This window comes from Stenotrophomonas sp. YJH_SMC_19 (assembly GCF_059367915.1).
Window position 1 is genome coordinate 383,995 of the sequence record NZ_JCAFRI010000002.1, and the last position, 19,600, is coordinate 403,594.

Here is a 19,600-nt window from a genome sequence, read left to right on the forward strand (position 1 = left end):
GGCCCAGATGCCGACCAGAACGGGAGGGAGTCACCGACGCCCAGTTAAGGTCAAAGCTTGGTCAGGGGGCGAGCGACGCGCTTGAGCAGGTGGAGCGGGGCGTGGCGCGTCACCCAGGGAAGTCGCGGTGTTGTAGTCCTGCTCAACCCGCTGAACTGTTCGCACGTTCAGGCCCGAGATCTCGTCTAATTGTTCTTGCGACCAATGTCGCGACTGGCGGAACTGGGAAGTGCAGGCGACAAGCTCTGACCGATCAGGTGCGCAGTTGGGAACTCAAGGGCGAGCTGGATGTGGAGCCAGAAATCGAGGGCGTCTTAGGTGCGGATCCAGGAATCAAGGGCATCTTTGGGGGAGATCTGGAAATCGCGGGCGTCCTTGTGGGGAAATACGGGCGGACAGCTGTGGGATCTGGGGCGTTTCCGTTGTGGCAGTCAAGGGAGGCAAGAGCCAAGCCAGAGCCGCAGCCATTGCCAAGAGGACCCGACGAAGGCCCAGATTCGGCGGATACGACATTTCGCATAATGTATATTATGTTCAAAGCATCCCCGGGGACGCTGGCGTACCGTTCGCCTCAATCCCCTCGCGGCCTGGCAGCTACGGCTTCCTCCATCGTCCGATCAGGGTCTTATGCATGCCCCAGGCGATCCAGCCGCAGACCAAGCCGACCCCCCGCGACAATGATCTCTTCCTCTTCAAAGGCGGCTCCATTCAGTCCTTGATAGGTCACGAAAGCCAACGCTCTCAATGACAGCAAGGCAAACAAAGCTGTAGGCGCCCAAAGCAGGACCTTCATCGTTCTCCCGCCTCCAATTGCATCGGCCGGTCACTTGCCCTGACAGGAACGTGATTTCCGCCCGGCGTGACGCGTCACGTTAATGGTCTATGGCAGTCCGCTGCCGCAGGCCCTCTATCTCAACCTGGCGCCCCTTTCTGCACTAGCTCGAAAGCAGCCCCTTCGCCAGAAGCGTGATTCGGGTCGCCGCATTGAGGTCGTACGCACCCAGATCCTTCGGTTCCACCCAGGCATGGGCATCAAACTCTTCGTTGATCGTAACGTCACGGTTCAGTGCTTCGCAGTCGAAGATCAGGTAGATCATGTGGATCTGCTCGCTGGAACCGTCCGGATAGAGCTTGGTGCGGATGTCGTCGCGGAAGGTCCATGGTTGAACGGCATCGATCTGCAGCGCGTGCCCCAGCTCTTCGCGGATCTCCCGGCGCAGGCCTTCCTCGATGCGTTCGGCGGGCTCCAGCCCGCCGCCGGACAGTCCCCATTGGCCTGGGAATGCACCACGGTCCAACGGCATGCGGCACAGCAGATAGGCGCCCTGGTTCTGGATCAGCGGGCATACGATGACGCGTTGTCTCACAGGGTCTTCCTTGGATGTTGGGCAGATGACGGAAGGATTGTATGAAACCCCGCGGCATCCCGATGGGTTGCAATTGATTTAGCGTGGCAGGTCACAACGAATCTGCGCGACGCGCCGGCTTCACACCCTGCCGCCGGTCACTTCGCAATAGTGCGGGGGTCCTCGTTGTTCGAGTGGTTCATGTCCCCTCCTCCTGCGCCCGTACATCACCTGCCCTGGCGACGGCGCATTGCCATCTACATCCTGCTGGGCTTGTATGTTGCCTACCTCCTGGCCGGCAACATCTTCCTCAACACCCCGCTGTTCGACCAGGTCACCAACCGCAAGCCGCACAAGTTCGTGATGACTACCGGCCCAGCCGTCACCTTGCTGCCCGGCCACGTGATCGCCTGGAACGTGCACATGCGCGGCCACGTCAACCACACCGTCTACGTGCTGCATGCCGACCGGGCAAGCGCCAGGCTGGCAGTCCTGCCGCTGTTCCAGCGCGAAGTTCGGGTTCCGCGCCTGCAGGCCACGGGCGTATCGGCCGAGATCAGCCGTGTTGAAGAGGCCATCCCGCCGCCCCCGCGCAGCGACCAGGGCTGGACGCTGCGTTTCGATGCCATCCACAGCGACAGCATCCGCAGCGCCCGTTTCGGCAAGCTGCTGATCATCGGCAAGGGTCAGGGCACGGTCGGCTTCGTCAAGCAGCTACGCGGCGGTCCTTCGGAACTGCTGGATTCAACCGTCACGTTCAAGGGGGCGGACACCAGCTTCGATGGCGTGCAGCTGCTGGGTGACATGAACCTGGCTGCACGCTTCAGCTACCCGCGCCATTACCGGGACCAGGCACCTGGGCTCGCCAAACTGAAGATACTGCATGCCCAGCTGGATGTTGATGCACGCAGCCAGGGCCTGCGCATGGATACGGATGCCACCACCCCGAAGATCTCCAGCGCACCGGTGCCGGGCCACCTGCAGCTCTCGGCACACCTGATCGCCGGCCAGCTGCAGCCCGGCGACCACGCTCTATGGCAGGTGCCGCTCTATCTTGGGGACGGCGCTCCCGATCGCGGCGTGCTGGCCCTTCAGCTCAATGTGGCCAATGACCTGCGCCTGCAGGCACGCCTGCCAGCCCGACCCGGCTCGGGCAGCGAAGTGGATGCGGACCTGCACGTCACCGGTCGTGACATTCCCTTCCAGGATCCGGCGCAGTTGCTGGAGCGAAGTTCCGGCACGGTGCGCGGCGAATGGACGTTCACCTCGCTCAACTGGATCCCTGCCCTGTTCGTCCGCAAGCCGTGGCTGCAACTGGACGGTGGCGGCACGCTGAAGGCCGACCTGCGGCTGCGCAATGGCGAGCTGAGCGAAGGCAGCACGGTGGACATTCCCTCTGCCGAAGCAGTCGCCGAGGTCGCCGGCGTCCGGCTTGCCGGTACCGCCAGCGCGCATGGGGAACTGAAGGCGGGCTCTCCCAACCAGGCCCTGCTTGCCGTCCGCCTCCCCCGCTTCACCGCGCGTCCCACCGATGCCAAGGACGTTCGGCTGTTCGATGGTCGTGATCTGGCGCTGGATCTGACCGGCGACGGTCGCCTGCAGGAGCTGCGCAAGGGCGTGCGCGCGCACCTGAGCTTCAGCGAAGCCACCATTCCAGATCTGTCGGCCTACAACCGTTATCTCGGTTCAAAACAGGTGCGCCTGCTGCGCGGCACCGGCTCACTCAGCGGTGATGCCACCCTCGATACCGATGGCCGCGTTGGCCATGGCACGGCCCGGCTGTTGGGGCGCAACGCCAGTGCCAAGGTGGCGGGGCTGGACATGGGCGGCGACGTCGACGTGAACGCTACGCTGCGCCGTGGCGACTTCAACCAGCGCCACTTTGATCTGTCCGGCACCACGGTCGAGCTACGCAACGTGCAGGTGGCGGGTACGGAGCGCGCAACCGCCTGGAAAGGCCGCGCGGCCTTCAAACGTGGCCGTATCGATGCGCAGTCGCCATTCCAGGTGGATGCCACCACGGATCTGGATCTCAGCGATGCCCGTCCGTTGCTCGCGCTGTTCGCAGAGCGCACCGACTACCCACGCTGGACGCTGTCCCTCCTCGATTCCGGTCAGGTGCAGGCACAGGCGACGCTGCGCTGGCGCCCTGGCCATCTGGTCATCGATGGACTGCAGGCCGAGAATGATCGCCTGTCGGTACGCGCGCGGCTGGATCTTCTGGAACAGCGCAAACGCGGCGATCTCTACCTGCGCTGGGGACTGCTGGGTGCGGGCATCGAGCTGGACGGTGACCGGCGCCAATGGCATCTGTCCAAGGCACGTGAGTGGTTTGATCAACAGCCTTCCCTGCTGCCGGCAAGCCAGGGCACGAGCGCCGCCGGCTCTTCAGACTGAGAAGGCCCGCAGCCTGCATCCATTCGCGGCCTCTGCGCGTACACGGGATCATGCGCATCAGGGATGCTGGACGGTATGAAGCGGAGTATGAAGCGGAGTTCGCAGGTTTTCGGGCTGCTGGGATGGGTGGCGATCACCTTCGTCGCGGCCGCCCTGGGCGCGTGGGCGTCCACATCCGCAGCCAGCTTCTACGCCACCCTCGATCTTCCCCCGTGGGCACCACAGGCCAGTGTCTTTGGTCCGGTGTGGACCCTGCTCTACGCCATGATGGCGATTGCCGCGTGGCTGGTGTGGCGCGAACGCGGCTGGCGCGGGGCACGACCGGCGCTGATGCTCTACCTGGTGCAGCTTGCCGTCAATGCGCTGTGGAGCTGGCTGTTCTTCGGCTGGAAGCTGGGCGCCCTGGCCTTCGTTGACATTCTTGTATTGATTGCGCTGGTTTGCGCAGCGATCGTCGCGTTTGCGCGCATCCGTCCGACTGCGGCGGCGCTGCTGCTTCCCTATCTGGCCTGGATCTCGTTCGCCTCGGCGCTCAACTTCGCGGTATGGCGAGCCAATCCCGGGCTGCTGTGATCTCCGCCGCTTACGCCTGGGCAACGGCCTGCGGGCGCCAGGTCCGCAGCAGGGCCGGCTTGAACGCCTGCTGCCCGCAGCCGGTAGGGCATCGCACCACCCGCGCCGCAGTATGGCTGACCAGGCCCTGCCCTTCTTCGGCCTTGAAGATCGTCTCGCAGGACAGGCAGTGGGCAACCAGCGAATACAGGTGCAGCAGCCGGCCACTGGCCGGGTCCTGCAGCGCATCCACATCCAGCAGTTCAAACTGGCAGCTGTCAGCCAGCATGCGGTACGGGGACAGGGGCGCGGGCTGCAGGTTCACGGGGCGGTCGCTCAGGGAAGTGGATCCACTCTAGGCAATGATCTGTCGAGCTGATGTGCAGCGTAGATGTATTCTTCGCGAAAACCTCAAGTGCTCGACCTCGTCCCTACATGAAGAATTCAGCTTGGACAGAAGCACGCTTCATACGCATACACTGGTAGGCGAATGCACGATTTTGCTTCACCATTGATGGGTACCGGATGTACCACTGGGCCTTCCAGCCATCCACGAATGATGAGTCCCGCCCTTGATGCCTTCTGCTGAGTCCGCGCACGACACTGCCTTGTCCAGTTGCGCGCGCGAACCGATCCACACCCCCGGCGCGATCCAGCCCTACGGTGTGCTTCTGGTCGTTGAACCGCAGTCCCTGCAGGTGCGCGAGCGCGCCATCAGCCAGCCCGGGCTGCTGCTGCAGTTCGGCGAACCGTTGATGCGGCACGTCAGTGAGGTGTTCGGCGGCGTGCTGGCGCCGTTCCAAGGCTTGTTCCAGCAGGCCGTGATCGGCAGCAGTGCCCATGTCGGTGCCGTGCATCTGGATGGCCACGGCCGGCATCAGCTGCTGGTGCACCGTTCCGCCACCGATCTGCTGGTCGAGCTGGAAGCACCGGTTCCGGGCCAGCCCGGCTCGCTGGAAGAGCTGTATCCGGCCATCCGCGAGCTGATGGCCGGCATCGAGTCGGCCAGCACCGTGGAAGATCTCTGCCAGCTGGCTGCCGCGCACATGCGCCGGCTCACCGGCTTCGACCGCACCCTGGTCTACCAGTTCGATGCTGGCTGGAACGGTGTCGTGGTGGCCGAGGATGGCAACGGCCTGTTGCCGTCCTACCTGGACCTGCGCTTCCCCGAATCGGATATTCCAGCACAGGCGCGCGAACTCTACCGCCGCAACCGGGTGCGCCTGATCGCGGACAACAGCTACACCCCGGCCCCGCTGATGCGGACCGAGGATCAACGCGACGCGCCGCCCACCGACCTGAGCATGGCGGTGCTGCGCAGCGTCTCGCCGGTGCACCTGCGCTACATGCGCAACATGGGGACCGGCGCGTCGATGTCGGTATCTCTGGTGCATGAAGGCCGCTTGTGGGGCCTGGTGTCCTGCCACACCGTGCAGCCACGCCGCCTGCCCTACCACGTGCGCACTGCCTGCGAGTTCATGGGCCAGATCCTGTCGCTGCAGATTGCGTTGAAGGAGCGAGCGCGTGCGATCGAAGAGCGCGTTGCCCGTCGTTCCATACTGGTCAAGCTACTGGGTCGCATGGCCGGCGACGAGGACTTCATGGCGGCCCTGCGCCAGGACGAGGCCAGCCTGCTGTCGCTGACCGGCGCGGCCGGCGCGGCGATCGTGCACAAGGGCGATTGCCTGCGTGTTGGCCAGTGCCCTTCCTCCAGCGACGTGCTGGCCCTGGCGAACTGGCTGGCCACGCAGCAGGCCGGCCAGGAAACCTACTGCACCGATCACCTGGCAGCCGACTGGTCGCCTGCCGCGCACCTCGCCGACGTCGCCAGTGGCCTGCTGGCGGTGTCCATTTCGCAGTTGCATGACAGTTACCTGATGTGGTTCCGCCCGGAAGTGGTGCGCACCGTGCGCTGGGGTGGCGATCCCCGCAAGGAAGCAGCACCGGGCGTGGCGCTGTCCCCGCGCAACTCGTTCGAGGCCTGGAAGGAGACCGTGCAGCAGCGCAGCCTGCCGTGGAGCGACGCTGACTGCGACGCGGCACACGAGATGCGCACGGCCATCGTCGATATCGTGTTGCGCAAGGCCGAGGAAATGGCCGAACTGAACGAGCAGCTGCTCCGCAGCAACAAGGAACTGGAAGCCTTCTCCTATTCGGTCAGCCACGACTTGCGCGCTCCCTTCCGTCACATTGTCGGCTATTCCGAGCTGCTGGGCAGCTCGGCGGGCGAACGCCTGAACGATACCGAGCGCCGCTTCCTGGACACGATCGTGGAATCGGCCAAGTCCGCCGGCACGCTGGTGGATGACCTGCTCAGCTTCTCGCAGATGGGACGCTCCACGCTGGGGCGTGTGCGGCTGGACATGACCGCGCTGGCCGAGGATGTGCGCCGGAGCCTGGCCCTGGACTACACCGGCCGCGACGTGCAGTGGACGCTCGCACCGCTGCCGGAGGTTGAAGCCGATCCGACGATGCTGCGCCTGGTCTGGCAGAACCTGCTGGCCAACGCGATCAAGTTCACCCGCGAGCGCGAACATGCAGTGATCGAGGTTGGTCACGAGCGAAACGACGAGGAAGACCACTTCTTCGTGCGCGACAACGGCTGCGGCTTCGACATGCGCTACGTGGACAAGCTGTTCGGCGTGTTCCAGCGCCTGCACCACGTCGAAGAGTTCGAAGGCACCGGCATCGGCCTGGCCAATGTCCGCCGCATCATCGGCCGCCATGGCGGCCGCACCTGGGCCGAGGGCGAGCCCGGCAAGGGCGCGACCATTCACTTCACCCTACCCCGCTCCACAGGAGAACACCCATGAGGGACCTGCGGCCGATCCTCCTGGTAGAGGACAGCCCCAAGGATGCAGAGCTGACGATGGCCGCGCTTGAGCGCTGCCAGCTGTTGAACGATGTCATCCATGTACGCGACGGCGCCGAAGCGCTGGATTACCTGCGCTGCGAAGGCAAGTTCGCCGGTGCCATGCACGGCGGCCCGGTGGTGGTGCTGCTGGACCTGAAGCTGCCCAAAGTCAATGGCTTGGAGGTACTGGAGCAGGTCCGTGGCGACCCGTACCTGAGCAGCACCCCGGTTGTGATGCTGACCTCTTCGCGCGAGGAGCAGGATCTGGTGCGCAGTTACGAACTGGGCGTCAACGCATTCGTGGTCAAGCCGGTCGACTTCAAGGAGTTCTTTGACGCCATCCAAGGACTGGGCATGTTCTGGGGCATCACCAACCAGCCACCACCGCACCGGCCCAGCGGCTCGGGGCAGCACAATGCGTGATGGATCGCGCCGCAGCGAGCGCCTGCGCATCCTCATGCTGGAGGACAGCGCGCTTGATGCGGAGCTGATCACCGCACAGCTGCGGCGTGCCGGCCTGGAGTTCGAGGTCGAGCGCCTGTGGACGCGCAATGCGTTCATCGAGGCCATCGACAGCCGTGCGTTCGACGTGATCCTCGCCGACCACGTGCTGCCCGGATTCGATGGCGATGCGGCCCTCGCACTGGCACGTGAGCGGATTCCGCAGACCCCTTTCATCTTCGTCTCCGGCACGCTGACCGAAGAGCTGGCGGTGCAGGCGCTGACCCGTGGCGCGCGCGACTATGTAGTCAAGCAGCGCCTGCAGCGCCTGCCGGATGCGATCCGTCGCGCCCGTCAGGAAGCCCATGAGCGCAACCAGCTGCTTCATGCGCAGGCTGCGCTGAATGAGAGCCAGGCGCAGCTGCAGCAGGTGACGGATGCCGTACCCGCGCTGATCGCCCAGCTCGACAACGCGCATCGCTACCGGTTCGCCAACAAGGCGTTCCTGGACTGGCATGGATTCAGCCTGGCCGAGTTGCTGGGCCGGACAGCGCGCGATGTCAGCGGCATTTCCGCCTTCGAACACGCCCTGCCGAGCCTGGAACGGGTGCTGCAGGGCGAACGCACCAGCTTCCAGGTCGAACTGGTGCACCGCAGCGGCCAATCACGATTCGTGCAGATGGACTGCGTGCCGGAGCATGCGGCCGATGGCAGCGTGGCCGGCTACATCTGCCTGGGTAGCGACGTCTCGCAGCTGAAACAGGCCGAGCTGGCCCTGCGCGAGGACAACCAGCTGCTCGAGCAGCAGGTGCAGGCGCGCACGGCCGAGTTGCGCGCCAGCAAGCGGCGCCTGCAGGCGATCTTCGAATCCAGCTTCCAGCATCAGATGCTGCTGGATCTGTCCGGGCGCGTGGTGGATGCCAATGACGCGTCACTGGCCGCAGTACTGGCGGACAAGAAGGACGTCGTTGGCCAACGCTTCGGTGAATCGCTCTGGTTCGCCACAACCGATGGCATCGGCGCGCTGATCGATCGGGCCGTCGCTGCAGCCGTGCAGGGCCGGAGTTCGCTGCATTCACTGGAGCTGGAACTCCCGACCGGGCCGCGCAGCTTCGATTTTTCGTTCCGTCCGCTGCTGGATGCCGAAGGCGTGGTCACCGCCGTGGTCTCCGAGGCCGTGGAAACCACGGCGCGCCTCCAGGCCGAACACGCACTGCGCCAATCACAGAAGATCGAGGCGGTCGGCCAGCTCACCGGCGGCATCGCGCATGATTTCAACAACATCCTGACGGTCATCTCCGGCAACATCGAGCACGCCATGCTGCTGAACGAGCGCGCGGGCGAAGCCGGAGCGACGGTCAGCCGCGCCCTGGACAACGCGCTGAAGGGTGTCGGGCGTGCCGCCAGCCTGACCCAGCGCCTGCTGGCGTTTGCCCGACGCCAGCCGCTGCACAGCCAGGCCGCCAACCTCCACGAGCGCCTGCTGGACATGCACGACATGCTGCAGCGTGCACTGGGTGAGCTGGTGCAGCTGGAGATCCGCAGCGCCGAGGACATCTGGTGCGTGGAGATCGACATCAGCCAGCTGGAGGCCTCCGTACTGAACCTGGCGGTGAATGCCCGCGATGCGATGCCGCACGGCGGGCGGTTGGTGATCGAGGTCGACAACAGCCACCTCGACCACGACTACGCTGCCCTGTTCCCGGATGCAACACCAGGCCAGTACGTGATGTTGCGGGTGCGCGACAACGGCCATGGCATGGACGCGGCCACCCTGGCCCGCGTGTTCGAACCGTTCTTCACCACCAAGCAGGTCGGCCGCGGCACCGGGCTGGGACTGTCGATGGTACATGGGTTCGTCAAACAGTCCGGCGGCCACGTGCTGATCGATTCGGTGGAAGGCGGCGGCACCAGCATCACCATGATGTTCCCGCGCTCGCCGCTGGCCCTGCCCCGCGAAGCACACATCCCGCAGACCGGCCTGGCCGGCTACTCATCGCGCGAGGAAACCATCCTGGTGGCCGAGGACAACGACGATGTCCGCGCCCACACGGTGGATTCGCTGCGGCTGCTCGGCTACCGCGTGCTGGAAGCCCACGACGGCCCCTCCGCACTGCGGTTGCTGGAGCGCCCCGATACCAGGGTGGACCTGCTGTTTTCGGACGTGGTGATGCCCGGCATGTCGGGCTGGGAACTGGTCCGTCAAGTCCGCGAACGCTGGCCGGAAGTGGCCGTCCTGTTCACGTCGGGCTATCCACGTGACCACGATCAGGCGGGGAGCCAGGGACGCGCGGTTGCCCTGCTGCCGAAGCCGTTTACGCGAAGTGACCTGGCGCTGGCGGTACGCACTGCGCTGGAGGCCGCGCCACACTGAGCTCAGGAGGCCGGGTCGCCTGCGCCAGCGGCGATCCGGTTGATGTCCGCGCACTCCACCGTGGCCGGCGGATGCTCCCTGCCGGCCAGTGCAATCATCGCCTGACCGAGAGCCAGATTGCTGGTCATCAGCGATGGCGCAATCGCGCTGGCCAGCTTCATCAACGGCGCACCGCTCCAGTACAGGGGCTTCAACAGGGCATGACGGGTGCCGGTGCCCGGGACCGGCCTGACACCGCCCGGGCGCAGCATCACGGTGCGCACCGGCAGGCCCTGCAATGCGACCTCGGTCTCGCCCTTGATCGTCAACGGCATCAGCCGGCTCCGAGGGTCCGCGCCGGCACCGGATACATACAAAAAGCACCCTTCGGGATTCGCAGCCGCCCAGGCACGGGCCACCGCCAGGGTGGTATCCAGGGTCACGCGTCGGTACTCGGCCTCTGCCGTGCCAACCGGAGGCGCCCCGGCACAGTAGAAGCAGGCATCGAACCCGGCCAGTTCATCCGACCGGTCCTGGATACGCAGGAAGTCCGGAACGATCAGTTCGCTGCCGGCGCCGCTCAGACTTCCCGGATGGCGGACCAGCGCTGTCAGGCCGGACACCTGTGGTGAGCGTTGGCAGGCCAGCGCCACACCCTGCCCGACCAGGCCTGCGGCACCGGTCAACAGAATCCGTAATGCGCCCGTCCCGGCCATCGTCATCCCCGCTAGAGTTTCACGAAACGCTGGATCTTCCGCGCCAGCCAGCCACTGAACACCAGCGGCGCATCCAGCGCTGACACGCAGATGCAGGGGACACCGGGCGCGGTCACCGGTTGATGTTCCACGTCTTCGTCCAGATCTGCCACGTCACCCGGTGCGAACAGCCCCAGCGCATCGTTGTAAGAACCCCGCAGGATCTGGGTCAGTTCGCTGCGGCCATGGCTGTGCATGGGCAGGCATTTGCCCGGGGCGATCTTCAGCATGATCAGCGAAGGCATCTGCTCTGCACGGATGCAGTGCACGCCCGGCGCCATCCAGCGCCAGCGCAGGTCGCTGAGCGAGGCGCCGAAGTACGGATGCAGCGATGCAGGCAGATGGTCCGGATTGGCCTCGGGGCGCTCCTTCGGCACGGAGCGTGCGACCCCAGCCATGGGCACCGGCGCTTCCGCGGCCAGCTGCATCAGCATTGCCTCGCGCAGTTGTTCGCGTCGCGTCTCCGCTGCAGGTGGCTGGGTCTGCTCCAGCAGCACCGAGCCGATCGCTTCGGCGTCGCGCAGGCGCTGTCGGCAATGCGGGCACTGCTCCAGATGGGCACCGGCGACGATGCTCAACGGCGCCGGCAGCGCGCCGGCGGCATAGCTCATCAGGGTCGATTCGTGCAGATGGTGGTGCGGGTTCACAGCGCACCTCCCACTTTGGCCTGAAGCTGCAGAAAGGCGCGGCGCAGGTGCGATTTGACCGTTCCCAGCGGCATGCCCAGCGCCTCTGCGATCTCGCTGTGGCTCTTGGCCTCGAAATAGGACATCCGCACCAGCCGCGCCTGCACCGCGGGCAACTCGTTGATGCGCTGGCGCAACCTGGCCTGGTCGGCGAACTGTTCGGCGCTGCTGCGGTCGACCACGTCCATCATCGCGGCGTCCTCCACCGCCACCTGCACCTGCATCCAGCTGCGCTCGCGACGCACACGGTCGATATGCAGGTTGCGGGCGATGCGGTACAGCCAGGTACTCAGGGCCCCCTGCGCGGCATCATAATCAGCCGCACGCAGCCACAGGCGCAGCAGGCATTCCTGCGCCAGCTCCTCGGCCACCGCCTCGGGCGCGCCCAGCCCGCGCAGATAGACGCACAGGCGCGGCATGAAATGGTCATAGATCCGCATGAAACAGTCGCGGTCGCGCAGCCGCGCGACACCGTCCATGTCACCGGCCCAGTTTTTCGGCTCACTGCTGGCCTGCTGGGAGCTGGACACGATGCGTGCGCTGTCTAGGTTGGCAAGGGTGCTGGCGGCGTCAGGGTACATCTGCTTTCGCGGCGGGCGAGTGAAGGTCTGTCCCCTGTACGCGCGGGAATGGCAATTGGATGCAGCCCGCATTGCGCATCCAACCCGCCCCGCCTGCCGTACGACCTGGACCCGCCCTTACGGATGAATGCCATGCGCATCGCCTGGCTGTTGTTGTGCCTGCCCCATGCCGCGCTGGCGGCCCCCATGCTGCGGAGCGAGGGCATAGCCACCTCCCCGCAGGGCCGGGTCCTCTACCGTGAAGTGCACTGGCGCCGCGATGCGAGCGAGGGTGCCGAACGCTGGGTGCTGTACCAGTGCCCCGGCGGCCAGCCGTTCGCCCGCAAGCACCTGCCGGCCAGCACCCGTCCGCAGGCACGCGGCTATTCACTGGAGGACCGGCGCAGTGGCCAGACAGCCGAGATCGAGGCCGTCAGCGGCGCAGTATCGGTGGCCTGGAAGGAGGATGCCGCCAGTCCGCTCCGGCAGCGCAGGCTCGATCTGCCGCAGGACGCGGTGATCGATGCGGGATTCGATGCGGCGGTCCGCCTGCACTGGGCGGCGCTGATGAAGGGCGAGCGCCTCTCGCTGCCGTTCCTGGTGCCTGGGCGACAGCGCTACTTCCCGGTGCAGGTGCGGCATACCGGCACCCTGCGCTGGCAAGGCATCGACGCCCAGTCGTTCGAGGTCAGCCTCGACACCTGGTATGGCGGCATCGCGCCCCGCCTGTCGCTGGTCTATGCCAGCGCCGACCGGCGCCTGCTGGAATTCAACGGCACCAGCAACCTGCGCGATGCGCGGGGCATCTATCCGCAGGTGACGGTGCGCTTTGGCTCGCCACCCGCGCAACGCCCCACGCCTGAGTGGCAGCAGGCATGGGCGCAGCCGCTGGTCGACCGCTGCCCCGTCACGAACACGTGAAGCCGACATTCACTGCAACACGTCGCATCCATTACGCATTCTGCTGCGTACAGGAAGACACGACACCCGCCGAGATCCGCCATGGCCTCTGTATCGCCCCTCCCCCATCGACGCTGGCGCCTGCTGCGCACGCTGCAGCGCTGGGTCGATACCGGCAATGCCGCGGACGCCGGCACGGAACCGCCGGGCCGCATCGATTGGCTGCGTGCGGTGCCGTTCGCACTGATGCACCTGGCGTGCATCGCGGTGATCTGGGTGGGCGTGTCGTGGACGGCGGTGGTCGTGGCCGCGGCGCTTTACGCAGTGCGCATGTTCGCCATCACCGCCTTCTATCACCGCTACTTCTCGCATCGCACCTTCCAGGCACCGCGCGCGGTACAATTCGTGTTCGCGGTGATCGGCGCCTCCAGCGTACAGCGCGGTCCGCTGTGGTGGGCTGCCCACCATCGCCACCATCACCGCCACGCCGACCAGCCGCTGGACCCGCATTCGCCGCGCGAAGGCGGCTTCTGGCGCAGCCACATGGGTTGGTTCCTGACCCGCGAAGCCTTCGCCACCGACCTGTCGCGGGTGCCTGACCTGGCGCGCTTCCCGGAACTGCGCTGGCTGGACCGTTTCGATACCGCCATTCCCGTGCTGCTGGCCATCGGATTGTATGCATTGGGTGCAGCACTGGAGCGCTGGGCGCCAGGCTTGCACACTTCCGGCCCCCAGTTGCTGGTGTGGGGATTCTTCATTTCCACCATCGTGCTGTTCCATGCCACCGTCACCATCAACTCGCTGGCCCACCGCTTCGGCCGTCGACGCTTCGAGACCCGCGATGACAGCCGCAACAACCTCTGGCTGGCGCTGCTCACCTTCGGGGAGGGCTGGCACAACAACCACCATTTCTTCCCAGGCACCGTGCGCCAGGGCTTCCGTTGGTGGGAGATTGACCTGACCTGGTACGGACTGCGCGCGATGGCGGCGCTGGGTCTGGTCAAAGGCCTCAAGCCCATCCCCGAATGGGTGCTGGCCAAGGCGAGGTACTGACATGCGCATCGCCATCATCGGTTCAGGCATCTCAGGTCTGGCCAGCGCCTGGTGGCTGCAGGAACGGCACGACGTGACGCTGTTCGAGGCAAGCGACTACCTGGGCGGGCACACCCACACCCACGAGGTGCAGGTGGAAGGCATACGCATGGCCGTGGACACCGGCTTCATCGTCTTCAATCCCCGGCACTACCCGCTGCTGACGGCACTGTTCGATGAGCTGGGGGTTGCCTCGCAGCCGACCACGATGAGCTTCTCCATGCACAGCGAGCGCAGCGGCGTGGAGTACAACGCCACTTCGCTGGATGGCCTGTTCTGCCAGCGGCGCAACCTGGTGTCGGCGCGCTTCTGGGGCATGCTGGCCGATCTGCGCCGGTTCTACCGGGATGCGCCGCTTTTGCTCGCCGAAGAGGAAGGCCCGACGCTGGGCGAGTATCTGCGCACCCAACGCTATGGCGAGGCCTTCATTGAAGAGCACCTGCTGCCGATGGCCTCGGCGCTATGGTCGTCGCCCACCGCCACCGTGCGGGACTTCCCCGCGCGCTATCTGGCCCAGTTCATGGCCAACCACCAGATGCTGCAGATGACCGGACGGTCGTCCTGGCGGGTCGTTACCGGCGGGTCGGCCCGTTACGTGGATGCACTGCGCCGCCGCTGGCGGGTGCATGAGCGCCTGCAGTGCCCGGTCCAGCGGGTGGAGCGCATCCCCGGGGGTGCACGCGTGCACAGCGCCGCCGGCGTCGAGGCCTTCGACGAAGTCATCCTGGCCTGCCATAGCGATCAGGCGCTGGCCCTGCTGGGTGATGCCGACCCGGTCGAGCGCGAGGTACTGGGTGCCATCCGCTACCAATCCAACGAGGCGGTACTGCACACGGATGCGTCCTTGCTGCCCCGCAACCGCAAGGCCTGGGCGGCCTGGAACGCGCATGTCCCGCAGGATCCAGCCGCGCCCTGCACGGTCAGCTACTGCATGAACCTGCTGCAAGGCCTGCCCGGCAACACGCCGCTGGTCGTCACCCTCAATCGCAGCGGGGCCATCGATCCGGCCAGGGTGCTGCGCACGCTGCACTATGCCCATCCGGTGCACGATCACGCCGCGGTCCGCGCCCAACAGCGCTGGGCAGAGCTGCAGGGCCATCGCCACACCTGGTTCGCAGGGGCCTACTGGGGCTGGGGCTTCCATGAGGATGGCATCCGCAGCGCCCGCCGCGTGGTGGATGCGCTGCAGGCCTGCGCATCGCACCGCGAGGTGTCGCTACCGGGCGAGGTGGCGGCATGAGCGCCAGCGCCCTCTATTTCGGGCAGGTGGTGCATCGCCGGCATCATCCGCATCCGCATGCGTTCCGTTACCCGGTTGCACAACTGCTGCTCGACCTGGATGAACTGGAGACCGTGTTTGCTGGGCGCTGGCTGTGGTCGGTCAATCGCCGCAATCTTGCCGAGTTCCGGCGCAGCGACTATTTCGGCGATCCCGCACAGCCTTTGGGCGATGCCGTGCGCGACCATGCCGCGAAGACGCTCGGTCATCGACCTTCCGGGCCGGTGCGCCTGCTCACCCACCTTCGCTTTGCCGGGCATGTGTTCAACCCGGTCAGCTTCTACTACTGCTACCAGGCCGACGGCAACACGCTGGACTGCATCGTGGCCGAGATCACCAATACTCCCTGGAAGGAACGGCACGCCTATGTGCTGCCGGTCGCTACGGCCACGAACGAAGGCGCATCACTGCGGTGGCAGTTCGACAAATGCTTCCACGTCTCGCCGTTCATGCCGATGGACTGCCGCTACGACTGGCGCTTCAGCAGCCCCGATGAGGACCTGCGCGTGCACATGCAGGTCTGGCGCGACGGCATCCGGCAGTTCGATGCCACCCAGACGATGCACCGCCGGCCCCTGGATGGCCTCGGGCTGGCGCGGGTCCTCGCCGGCTACCCACTGATGACCACCCAGGTGGTGGCTGCCATCCACTGGCACGCGCTGCGGCTATGGCTGAAGCGCAACCCCGTGCACGACCACCCCAGCCTTGCCGGAAAACCGCGATGAACTCGATCATACCTTCGGTCACCCTGCCGCGCCCTGGTGCGTTGGATGCCTTCCTGCGCCGTCGCCTGCTGGCACAGCTTGCCCCGCTGCGCGATGGCCACCTGTGCGTGCGCGATGCCCTTGGCGAGGTCCGGCTGGGCAACGCCCACGCAGGGCTGCAGGTAACGGTGACCATCGATGACCCCGCGTTCTACCGGAAGGTCGCTGCGCAGGGCAGCGTCGGCGCTGGCGAGAGCTACATCCAGGGCGAATGGCACTGTGATGATCTGGTGGCACTGATCCGGCTGCTGGTACGCAATCGCGACCTGCTGGACGGCATGGAGCGTGGCCCGGCCCGCGTGGGTGGCTGGCTGCTGCGGGGCTGGAACCGCCTGCGCCGCAACAGCCGTGAGGGCAGCCGCCGCAACATCGCCGCGCACTATGACCTGGGCAACGATTTCTTTGCCCTGTTCCTGTCGCCGGACCTGATGTACTCGTCGGCGTTGTTCGCCAGTGAGTCCGAACCACTCGAATCGGCCTCGCGGCGCAAGCTGGACCGCATCTGCCAGCAGTTGCAGCTCAAACCCGGCGACCACGTGGTGGAAATCGGCACCGGCTGGGGTGGTTTCGCGGTCCATGCCGCCCGGCACTATGGCTGCCATGTCACGACCACCACCATCTCTGCAGAACAGCATGCGCTGGCCGCCCGGCGCGTACGGGAGGCGGGCCTGCAGGACCAGGTCACGCTGCTGATGCAGGACTACCGCGACCTGCAGGGCCAGTTCGACAAGCTGGTGTCGATCGAGATGATCGAAGCGATCGGCGCCGAATACCTGGACACCTACATGGCCACGCTGCAGCGCCTGCTCAAGCCTGATGGCGTTGCCCTGCTGCAGGCCATCACCATCGAGGACCACCGCTACGAACAGGCCCGGCGCAGCGTCGATTACATCAAGCGCTATGTGTTCCCGGGCAGCTTCATCCCATCGATCAACGCGATCATGGCCGCCAAGAGCCGATCCAGCGACCTGCAGCTGATCGCCCAGCAGGATTTCGGCCACTCCTACGCATTGACCCTTCGCGCCTGGCGCCAACGCTTCCTGGCCCAGCTGCCGGCAGTGCAGGCGCAGGGCTTTGACGCGCGCTTCTGCCGACTGTGGGAATTCTACCTGGCCTATTGCGAAGGTGGCTTCCTGGAACGTTCGATCGGCGTCTCGCATCTGCTGCTGGCCCGTCCGGACCACCGGCCCATTTTCGCTGCGACCGACAGCCACTGACATGCATCGCTTCTGGGCCAATCTGCTCGGCAACCAGCTGGTCTGGCTGTGTGCCGTGGCCGGCGCGGGCCGCGGCTGGCAGTGGCCCGCGCTACTGGCCGCGTCGCTCTACATCGGCAGCCAGCTGCTGACCTCACCGCGCCCCCGGCTGGATCTGCGGCTGTTGCTGTTGGCACTGGCCTGCGCATGGCTGGTCGACGCCAGTGCCGCCGCCAGCGGCACGGTGCGCTACGCGGCGGCCCCACTGGGTTGGGCGCCACCGCCGTGGATCATGGCGTTGTGGGCGGCGTTCGCGATGACGCTGACCACGTCGATGCGCTTCCTGCAGCACCACCCGGCCCTACCGGCCCTGTTCGGCCTGCTGCTGGCACCTCTGGCCTATCTGTCTGCCGCACGCGGTTTCGACGCAGTGCGGTTCGCGGATCCTGTATGGCCAGGACTGCTGGTGCTGGGCGCGGGCTGGAGCATTGCGCTTTCCCTGCTGTGCCGGACCGCCCGTCGCGGCATGCACATCCCGCAGCCGCCCTTCGCAGGAGCGTCGTCATGATCAATCTGATGTGGGTCCTGCTGTACGCCGTACTGGTGATGAGCTGGGGCTGGGCCTGGCAGCGCCGCCACCACAACATCGGCGTGGTCGATGTGCTCTGGGCAAAGGGCGTGGGCGCCTCGGCGCTGTTGCTGGCGCTGCTGGGCGACGGTGCGGTGATGCCGCGGATCGCGCTGGGCGTGCTCGGCGGCCTGTGGGGCAGTCGACTCGCCCTGCATCTGTGGCACCGGGTCCGTCACGAAGAAGAGGACGGACGCTACCGCTACCTGCGCCAATACTGGCACGGCCACCAGGGCAAGATCTTCGGCTTCTTCATGGCGCAGGCGCTGCTGATCGTCCTGTTCGCCCTGCCCTTCGTGGCGGTGGCTGCCAATCCTCGGGCCGGCCTGACCCTGTGGGTGGTGGCCGCAGCGCTGGTCTGGCTGCTGAGCGTCGGCGGCGAAAGCCTGGCCGACCGCCAGCTGGCGCGTTTCCGCGCCGACCCGGCGAACAGGGGCCGCACCTGCCGCGTCGGACTCTGGCGCTATTCCCGCCACCCCAACTACTTCTTCGAGTGGCTGCACTGGTTCACTTATGTCCTGCTCGCGGTCGGCTCGCCACTGTGGTGGCTGGCCTGGGCCGGCCCGCTGCTGATGTACGTGTTCCTGCGCTATCTGAGCGGCATTCCATTCACCGAGAAGCAGGCGCTGCGCAGCCGCGGCGACGACTATCGCGCCTACCAGCGCAGTACACCGATGTTCTTTCCCTGGTTTCCCCGTTCTTCCAAGGAGCATTCCGCATGAGCGCGATCCCGTCACTGAACCCAGCCGAAGATGCGGAAACCGGGCTGATCGCCTGGGCCGAACGCGGGCTGGTCCCCGATGCGGCGCTGCGTGCGGGCATCCGCCGCTTGTGCGCGCAGCGCCTGCATGAGGAAAGCGAGGGTGGCATCGAAGGCCAATCGGCACGATTCAGCCGGCGCATCGCCGAGCTGGCCGACAGCCCGCTCGCGTTGCATACCGACGCAGCCAACCGCCAACACTATGAAGTGCCGGCAGCCTTCTTCCAGGCCTGCCTGGGCAAGCGACTGAAGTACAGCAGCTGCTACTACCCCACCGGGCGCGAAACGCTGGACCAGGCGGAGGACGCCATGCTGGAACTGTACGGCCAGCGCGCCGGACTGGCCGATGGCCAGCAGATTCTTGAGCTGGGCTGCGGCTGGGGCTCGCTGACGCTATGGATGGCCGAGCGCTATCCGCACGCAGCGATCACCGCGGTATCCAACTCGCACAGCCAGCGCCAGCACATCATGGCCCAGTGCAAGGCGCGCGGGCTGCACAACGTGCAGGTGCTCACCCGTGACGTGAACCAGCTGGAGTTGCCCTCGGCGCAGTTTGATCGCTGCGTTTCGGTCGAGATGTTCGAGCACGTGCGCAACTACGAGCGCCTGCTGGCGCGCATTGCGCAGTGGCTGAAGCCGGACGGTGCGTTGTTCGTGCACATCTTCGCCCATCGCACGCTGATGTATCCGTTCGAGGCCGAGGGGGGCGACAACTGGATGGGCCGCCACTTCTTCACCGGCGGCCTGATGCCGGCGGCCGACACGCTGCTGCATTTCCAGCACGACCTGCGGCTCGATCAACGCTGGCTGCTGGAGGGCACCCACTACCAGCGCACTGCCGAGCATTGGCTGGCCAACCAGGATGCAGCCCGCGAGAGAGTGATGCCGGTGCTGGTCGCCACCTACGGCCAGGCAGCGGCGAAGATCTGGTGGCAGCGCTGGCGGATGTTCTGGATGGCGTGTGCCGAACTGTTCGGCTACGACGACGGCCAGCAATGGCTGGTGGCCCACTACCTGTTCCGTCCCCGCTGAGGTGT

The 19,600-nt window shown here is 66.1% G+C and carries 19 protein-coding genes and 1 pseudogene; 13 read left to right on the forward strand and 7 right to left on the reverse strand.

The annotated features are described in order from the left end of the window. Positions 1-30: 30 nt before the first annotated feature. The 3 genes and pseudogenes from AC5P5R_RS04360 to nudI form a co-directional block, all read right to left on the reverse strand. Positions 31-213, reverse strand: a pseudogene (locus tag AC5P5R_RS04360) (hypothetical protein); the annotation flags it as partial. Positions 214-625: 412 nt separating this feature from the next. Then, positions 626-793, reverse strand: a complete 168-nt coding sequence (locus tag AC5P5R_RS04365) for a hypothetical protein (RefSeq protein WP_157803269.1) — start codon at positions 791-793, stop codon at positions 626-628. 142 nt (positions 794-935) lie between these two features. Next, positions 936-1,367, reverse strand: a complete 432-nt coding sequence (nudI, locus tag AC5P5R_RS04370; RefSeq protein ID WP_043033528.1) for a nucleoside triphosphatase NudI — start codon at positions 1,365-1,367, stop codon at positions 936-938. Between the two features lie 180 nt (positions 1,368-1,547). Here nudI and AC5P5R_RS04375 point away from each other — a divergent pair, with 180 nt between their 5' ends. Then, complete coding sequence (locus AC5P5R_RS04375; RefSeq protein ID WP_043033620.1) at positions 1,548-3,743, forward strand: AsmA family protein; 2,196 nt, start codon at positions 1,548-1,550, stop codon at positions 3,741-3,743. A gap of 87 nt (positions 3,744-3,830) precedes the next feature. Further along, the gene (locus tag AC5P5R_RS04380) at positions 3,831-4,316 is read left to right on the forward strand and encodes a TspO/MBR family protein (protein WP_043033530.1); all 486 of its coding nucleotides are present in this window, start codon (positions 3,831-3,833) and stop codon (positions 4,314-4,316) included. 10 nt (positions 4,317-4,326) lie between these two features. Here the strand turns inward: AC5P5R_RS04380 and AC5P5R_RS04385 are convergent, their stop codons facing one another. Then, positions 4,327-4,620 (reverse strand): hypothetical protein, encoded by a 294-nt coding sequence (locus tag AC5P5R_RS04385; protein ID WP_111722989.1) that lies wholly within the window; start codon positions 4,618-4,620, stop codon positions 4,327-4,329. Between the two features lie 250 nt (positions 4,621-4,870). Here AC5P5R_RS04385 and AC5P5R_RS04390 point away from each other — a divergent pair, with 250 nt between their 5' ends. The 3 genes from AC5P5R_RS04390 to AC5P5R_RS04400 are packed head-to-tail and all read left to right on the forward strand — an operon-like array spanning position 4,871 to position 9,964. After that, positions 4,871-7,108, forward strand: a complete 2,238-nt coding sequence (locus AC5P5R_RS04390) for an ATP-binding protein (RefSeq protein ID WP_099473160.1) — start codon at positions 4,871-4,873, stop codon at positions 7,106-7,108. Continuing rightward, positions 7,105-7,572 (forward strand): response regulator, encoded by a 468-nt coding sequence (locus AC5P5R_RS04395; protein ID WP_019659676.1) that lies wholly within the window; start codon positions 7,105-7,107, stop codon positions 7,570-7,572. Before AC5P5R_RS04390 ends, AC5P5R_RS04395 begins: the two co-directional genes overlap by 4 nt. Continuing rightward, positions 7,565-9,964, forward strand: coding sequence for a hybrid sensor histidine kinase/response regulator (locus AC5P5R_RS04400; RefSeq protein ID WP_099473158.1), 2,400 nt, complete (start codon positions 7,565-7,567; stop codon positions 9,962-9,964). The genes AC5P5R_RS04395 and AC5P5R_RS04400 overlap by 8 nt, the downstream gene beginning before the upstream one ends. 2 nt (positions 9,965-9,966) lie before the next feature. Here the strand turns inward: AC5P5R_RS04400 and AC5P5R_RS04405 are convergent, their stop codons facing one another. From AC5P5R_RS04405 to AC5P5R_RS04415, 3 genes are read right to left on the reverse strand one after another with little or no spacing between them, the layout of a single operon-like run. Then, positions 9,967-10,659, reverse strand: a complete 693-nt coding sequence (locus AC5P5R_RS04405; protein WP_099473174.1) for a Rossmann-fold NAD(P)-binding domain-containing protein — start codon at positions 10,657-10,659, stop codon at positions 9,967-9,969. An 11-nt stretch (positions 10,660-10,670) separates the two neighbouring features. Continuing rightward, on the reverse strand, positions 10,671-11,345 hold the full coding sequence (locus AC5P5R_RS04410) for a ChrR family anti-sigma-E factor (protein ID WP_099473156.1): 675 nt from the start codon (positions 11,343-11,345) through the stop codon (positions 10,671-10,673). Continuing rightward, entirely contained in the window at positions 11,342-11,965 is a 624-nt protein-coding gene (locus AC5P5R_RS04415; RefSeq protein WP_100438525.1) for a sigma-70 family RNA polymerase sigma factor, read from the reverse strand. The genes AC5P5R_RS04410 and AC5P5R_RS04415 overlap by 4 nt, the downstream gene beginning before the upstream one ends. Before the next feature lie 132 nt (positions 11,966-12,097). Between AC5P5R_RS04415 and AC5P5R_RS04420 the strand changes: the two genes are divergently transcribed. From AC5P5R_RS04420 to AC5P5R_RS04455, 8 genes are all read left to right on the forward strand, one after another. Continuing rightward, entirely contained in the window at positions 12,098-12,865 is a 768-nt protein-coding gene (locus AC5P5R_RS04420; RefSeq protein ID WP_099594719.1) for a hypothetical protein, read from the forward strand. Positions 12,866-12,946: 81 nt separating this feature from the next. Next, on the forward strand, positions 12,947-13,897 hold the full coding sequence (locus AC5P5R_RS04425; RefSeq protein ID WP_099484198.1) for an acyl-CoA desaturase: 951 nt from the start codon (positions 12,947-12,949) through the stop codon (positions 13,895-13,897). A 1-nt stretch (position 13,898) separates the two neighbouring features. Beyond that, positions 13,899-15,176, forward strand: coding sequence for an NAD(P)/FAD-dependent oxidoreductase (locus AC5P5R_RS04430; RefSeq protein ID WP_111722988.1), 1,278 nt, complete (start codon positions 13,899-13,901; stop codon positions 15,174-15,176). After that, positions 15,173-15,940, forward strand: a complete 768-nt coding sequence (locus AC5P5R_RS04435) for a DUF1365 domain-containing protein (protein ID WP_099484200.1) — start codon at positions 15,173-15,175, stop codon at positions 15,938-15,940. The genes AC5P5R_RS04430 and AC5P5R_RS04435 overlap by 4 nt, the downstream gene beginning before the upstream one ends. Continuing rightward, positions 15,937-17,196: an SAM-dependent methyltransferase gene (locus tag AC5P5R_RS04440; protein WP_100438523.1), complete on the forward strand. Its 1,260-nt coding sequence runs from the start codon at positions 15,937-15,939 to the stop codon at positions 17,194-17,196. Before AC5P5R_RS04435 ends, AC5P5R_RS04440 begins: the two co-directional genes overlap by 4 nt. A 1-nt stretch (position 17,197) precedes the next feature. Beyond that, positions 17,198-17,743 carry a DUF2878 domain-containing protein gene (locus AC5P5R_RS04445; RefSeq protein ID WP_024957374.1) on the forward strand — a complete coding sequence of 182 codons (546 nt, stop codon included), beginning with the start codon at positions 17,198-17,200 and terminating at the stop codon, positions 17,741-17,743. Continuing rightward, complete coding sequence (locus tag AC5P5R_RS04450) at positions 17,740-18,525, forward strand: DUF1295 domain-containing protein (RefSeq protein ID WP_100438522.1); 786 nt, start codon at positions 17,740-17,742, stop codon at positions 18,523-18,525. Before AC5P5R_RS04445 ends, AC5P5R_RS04450 begins: the two co-directional genes overlap by 4 nt. Then, on the forward strand, positions 18,522-19,595 hold the full coding sequence (locus tag AC5P5R_RS04455; RefSeq protein ID WP_100438521.1) for an SAM-dependent methyltransferase: 1,074 nt from the start codon (positions 18,522-18,524) through the stop codon (positions 19,593-19,595). The genes AC5P5R_RS04450 and AC5P5R_RS04455 overlap by 4 nt, the downstream gene beginning before the upstream one ends. Positions 19,596-19,600: the final 5 nt, after the last annotated feature.

Coding starts and splice junctions, on each gene's coding strand:
- AC5P5R_RS04365 (WP_157803269.1), bottom strand. CDS start 793: ATGAAGGTCCTGCTTTGGGCGCCTACAGCTTTGTTTGCCTTGCTGTCA.
- AC5P5R_RS04375 (WP_043033620.1), top strand. CDS start 1,548: ATGTCCCCTCCTCCTGCGCCCGTACATCACCTGCCCTGGCGACGGCGC.
- AC5P5R_RS04380 (WP_043033530.1), top strand. CDS start 3,831: ATGAAGCGGAGTTCGCAGGTTTTCGGGCTGCTGGGATGGGTGGCGATC.
- AC5P5R_RS04390 (WP_099473160.1), top strand. CDS start 4,871: ATGCCTTCTGCTGAGTCCGCGCACGACACTGCCTTGTCCAGTTGCGCG.
- AC5P5R_RS04395 (WP_019659676.1), top strand. CDS start 7,105: ATGAGGGACCTGCGGCCGATCCTCCTGGTAGAGGACAGCCCCAAGGAT.
- AC5P5R_RS04400 (WP_099473158.1), top strand. CDS start 7,565: ATGCGTGATGGATCGCGCCGCAGCGAGCGCCTGCGCATCCTCATGCTG.
- AC5P5R_RS04405 (WP_099473174.1), bottom strand. CDS start 10,659: ATGGCCGGGACGGGCGCATTACGGATTCTGTTGACCGGTGCCGCAGGC.
- AC5P5R_RS04415 (WP_100438525.1), bottom strand. CDS start 11,965: ATGTACCCTGACGCCGCCAGCACCCTTGCCAACCTAGACAGCGCACGC.
- AC5P5R_RS04420 (WP_099594719.1), top strand. CDS start 12,098: ATGCGCATCGCCTGGCTGTTGTTGTGCCTGCCCCATGCCGCGCTGGCG.
- AC5P5R_RS04425 (WP_099484198.1), top strand. CDS start 12,947: ATGGCCTCTGTATCGCCCCTCCCCCATCGACGCTGGCGCCTGCTGCGC.
- AC5P5R_RS04430 (WP_111722988.1), top strand. CDS start 13,899: ATGCGCATCGCCATCATCGGTTCAGGCATCTCAGGTCTGGCCAGCGCC.
- AC5P5R_RS04435 (WP_099484200.1), top strand. CDS start 15,173: ATGAGCGCCAGCGCCCTCTATTTCGGGCAGGTGGTGCATCGCCGGCAT.
- AC5P5R_RS04440 (WP_100438523.1), top strand. CDS start 15,937: ATGAACTCGATCATACCTTCGGTCACCCTGCCGCGCCCTGGTGCGTTG.
- AC5P5R_RS04445 (WP_024957374.1), top strand. CDS start 17,198: ATGCATCGCTTCTGGGCCAATCTGCTCGGCAACCAGCTGGTCTGGCTG.
- AC5P5R_RS04450 (WP_100438522.1), top strand. CDS start 17,740: ATGATCAATCTGATGTGGGTCCTGCTGTACGCCGTACTGGTGATGAGC.
- AC5P5R_RS04455 (WP_100438521.1), top strand. CDS start 18,522: ATGAGCGCGATCCCGTCACTGAACCCAGCCGAAGATGCGGAAACCGGG.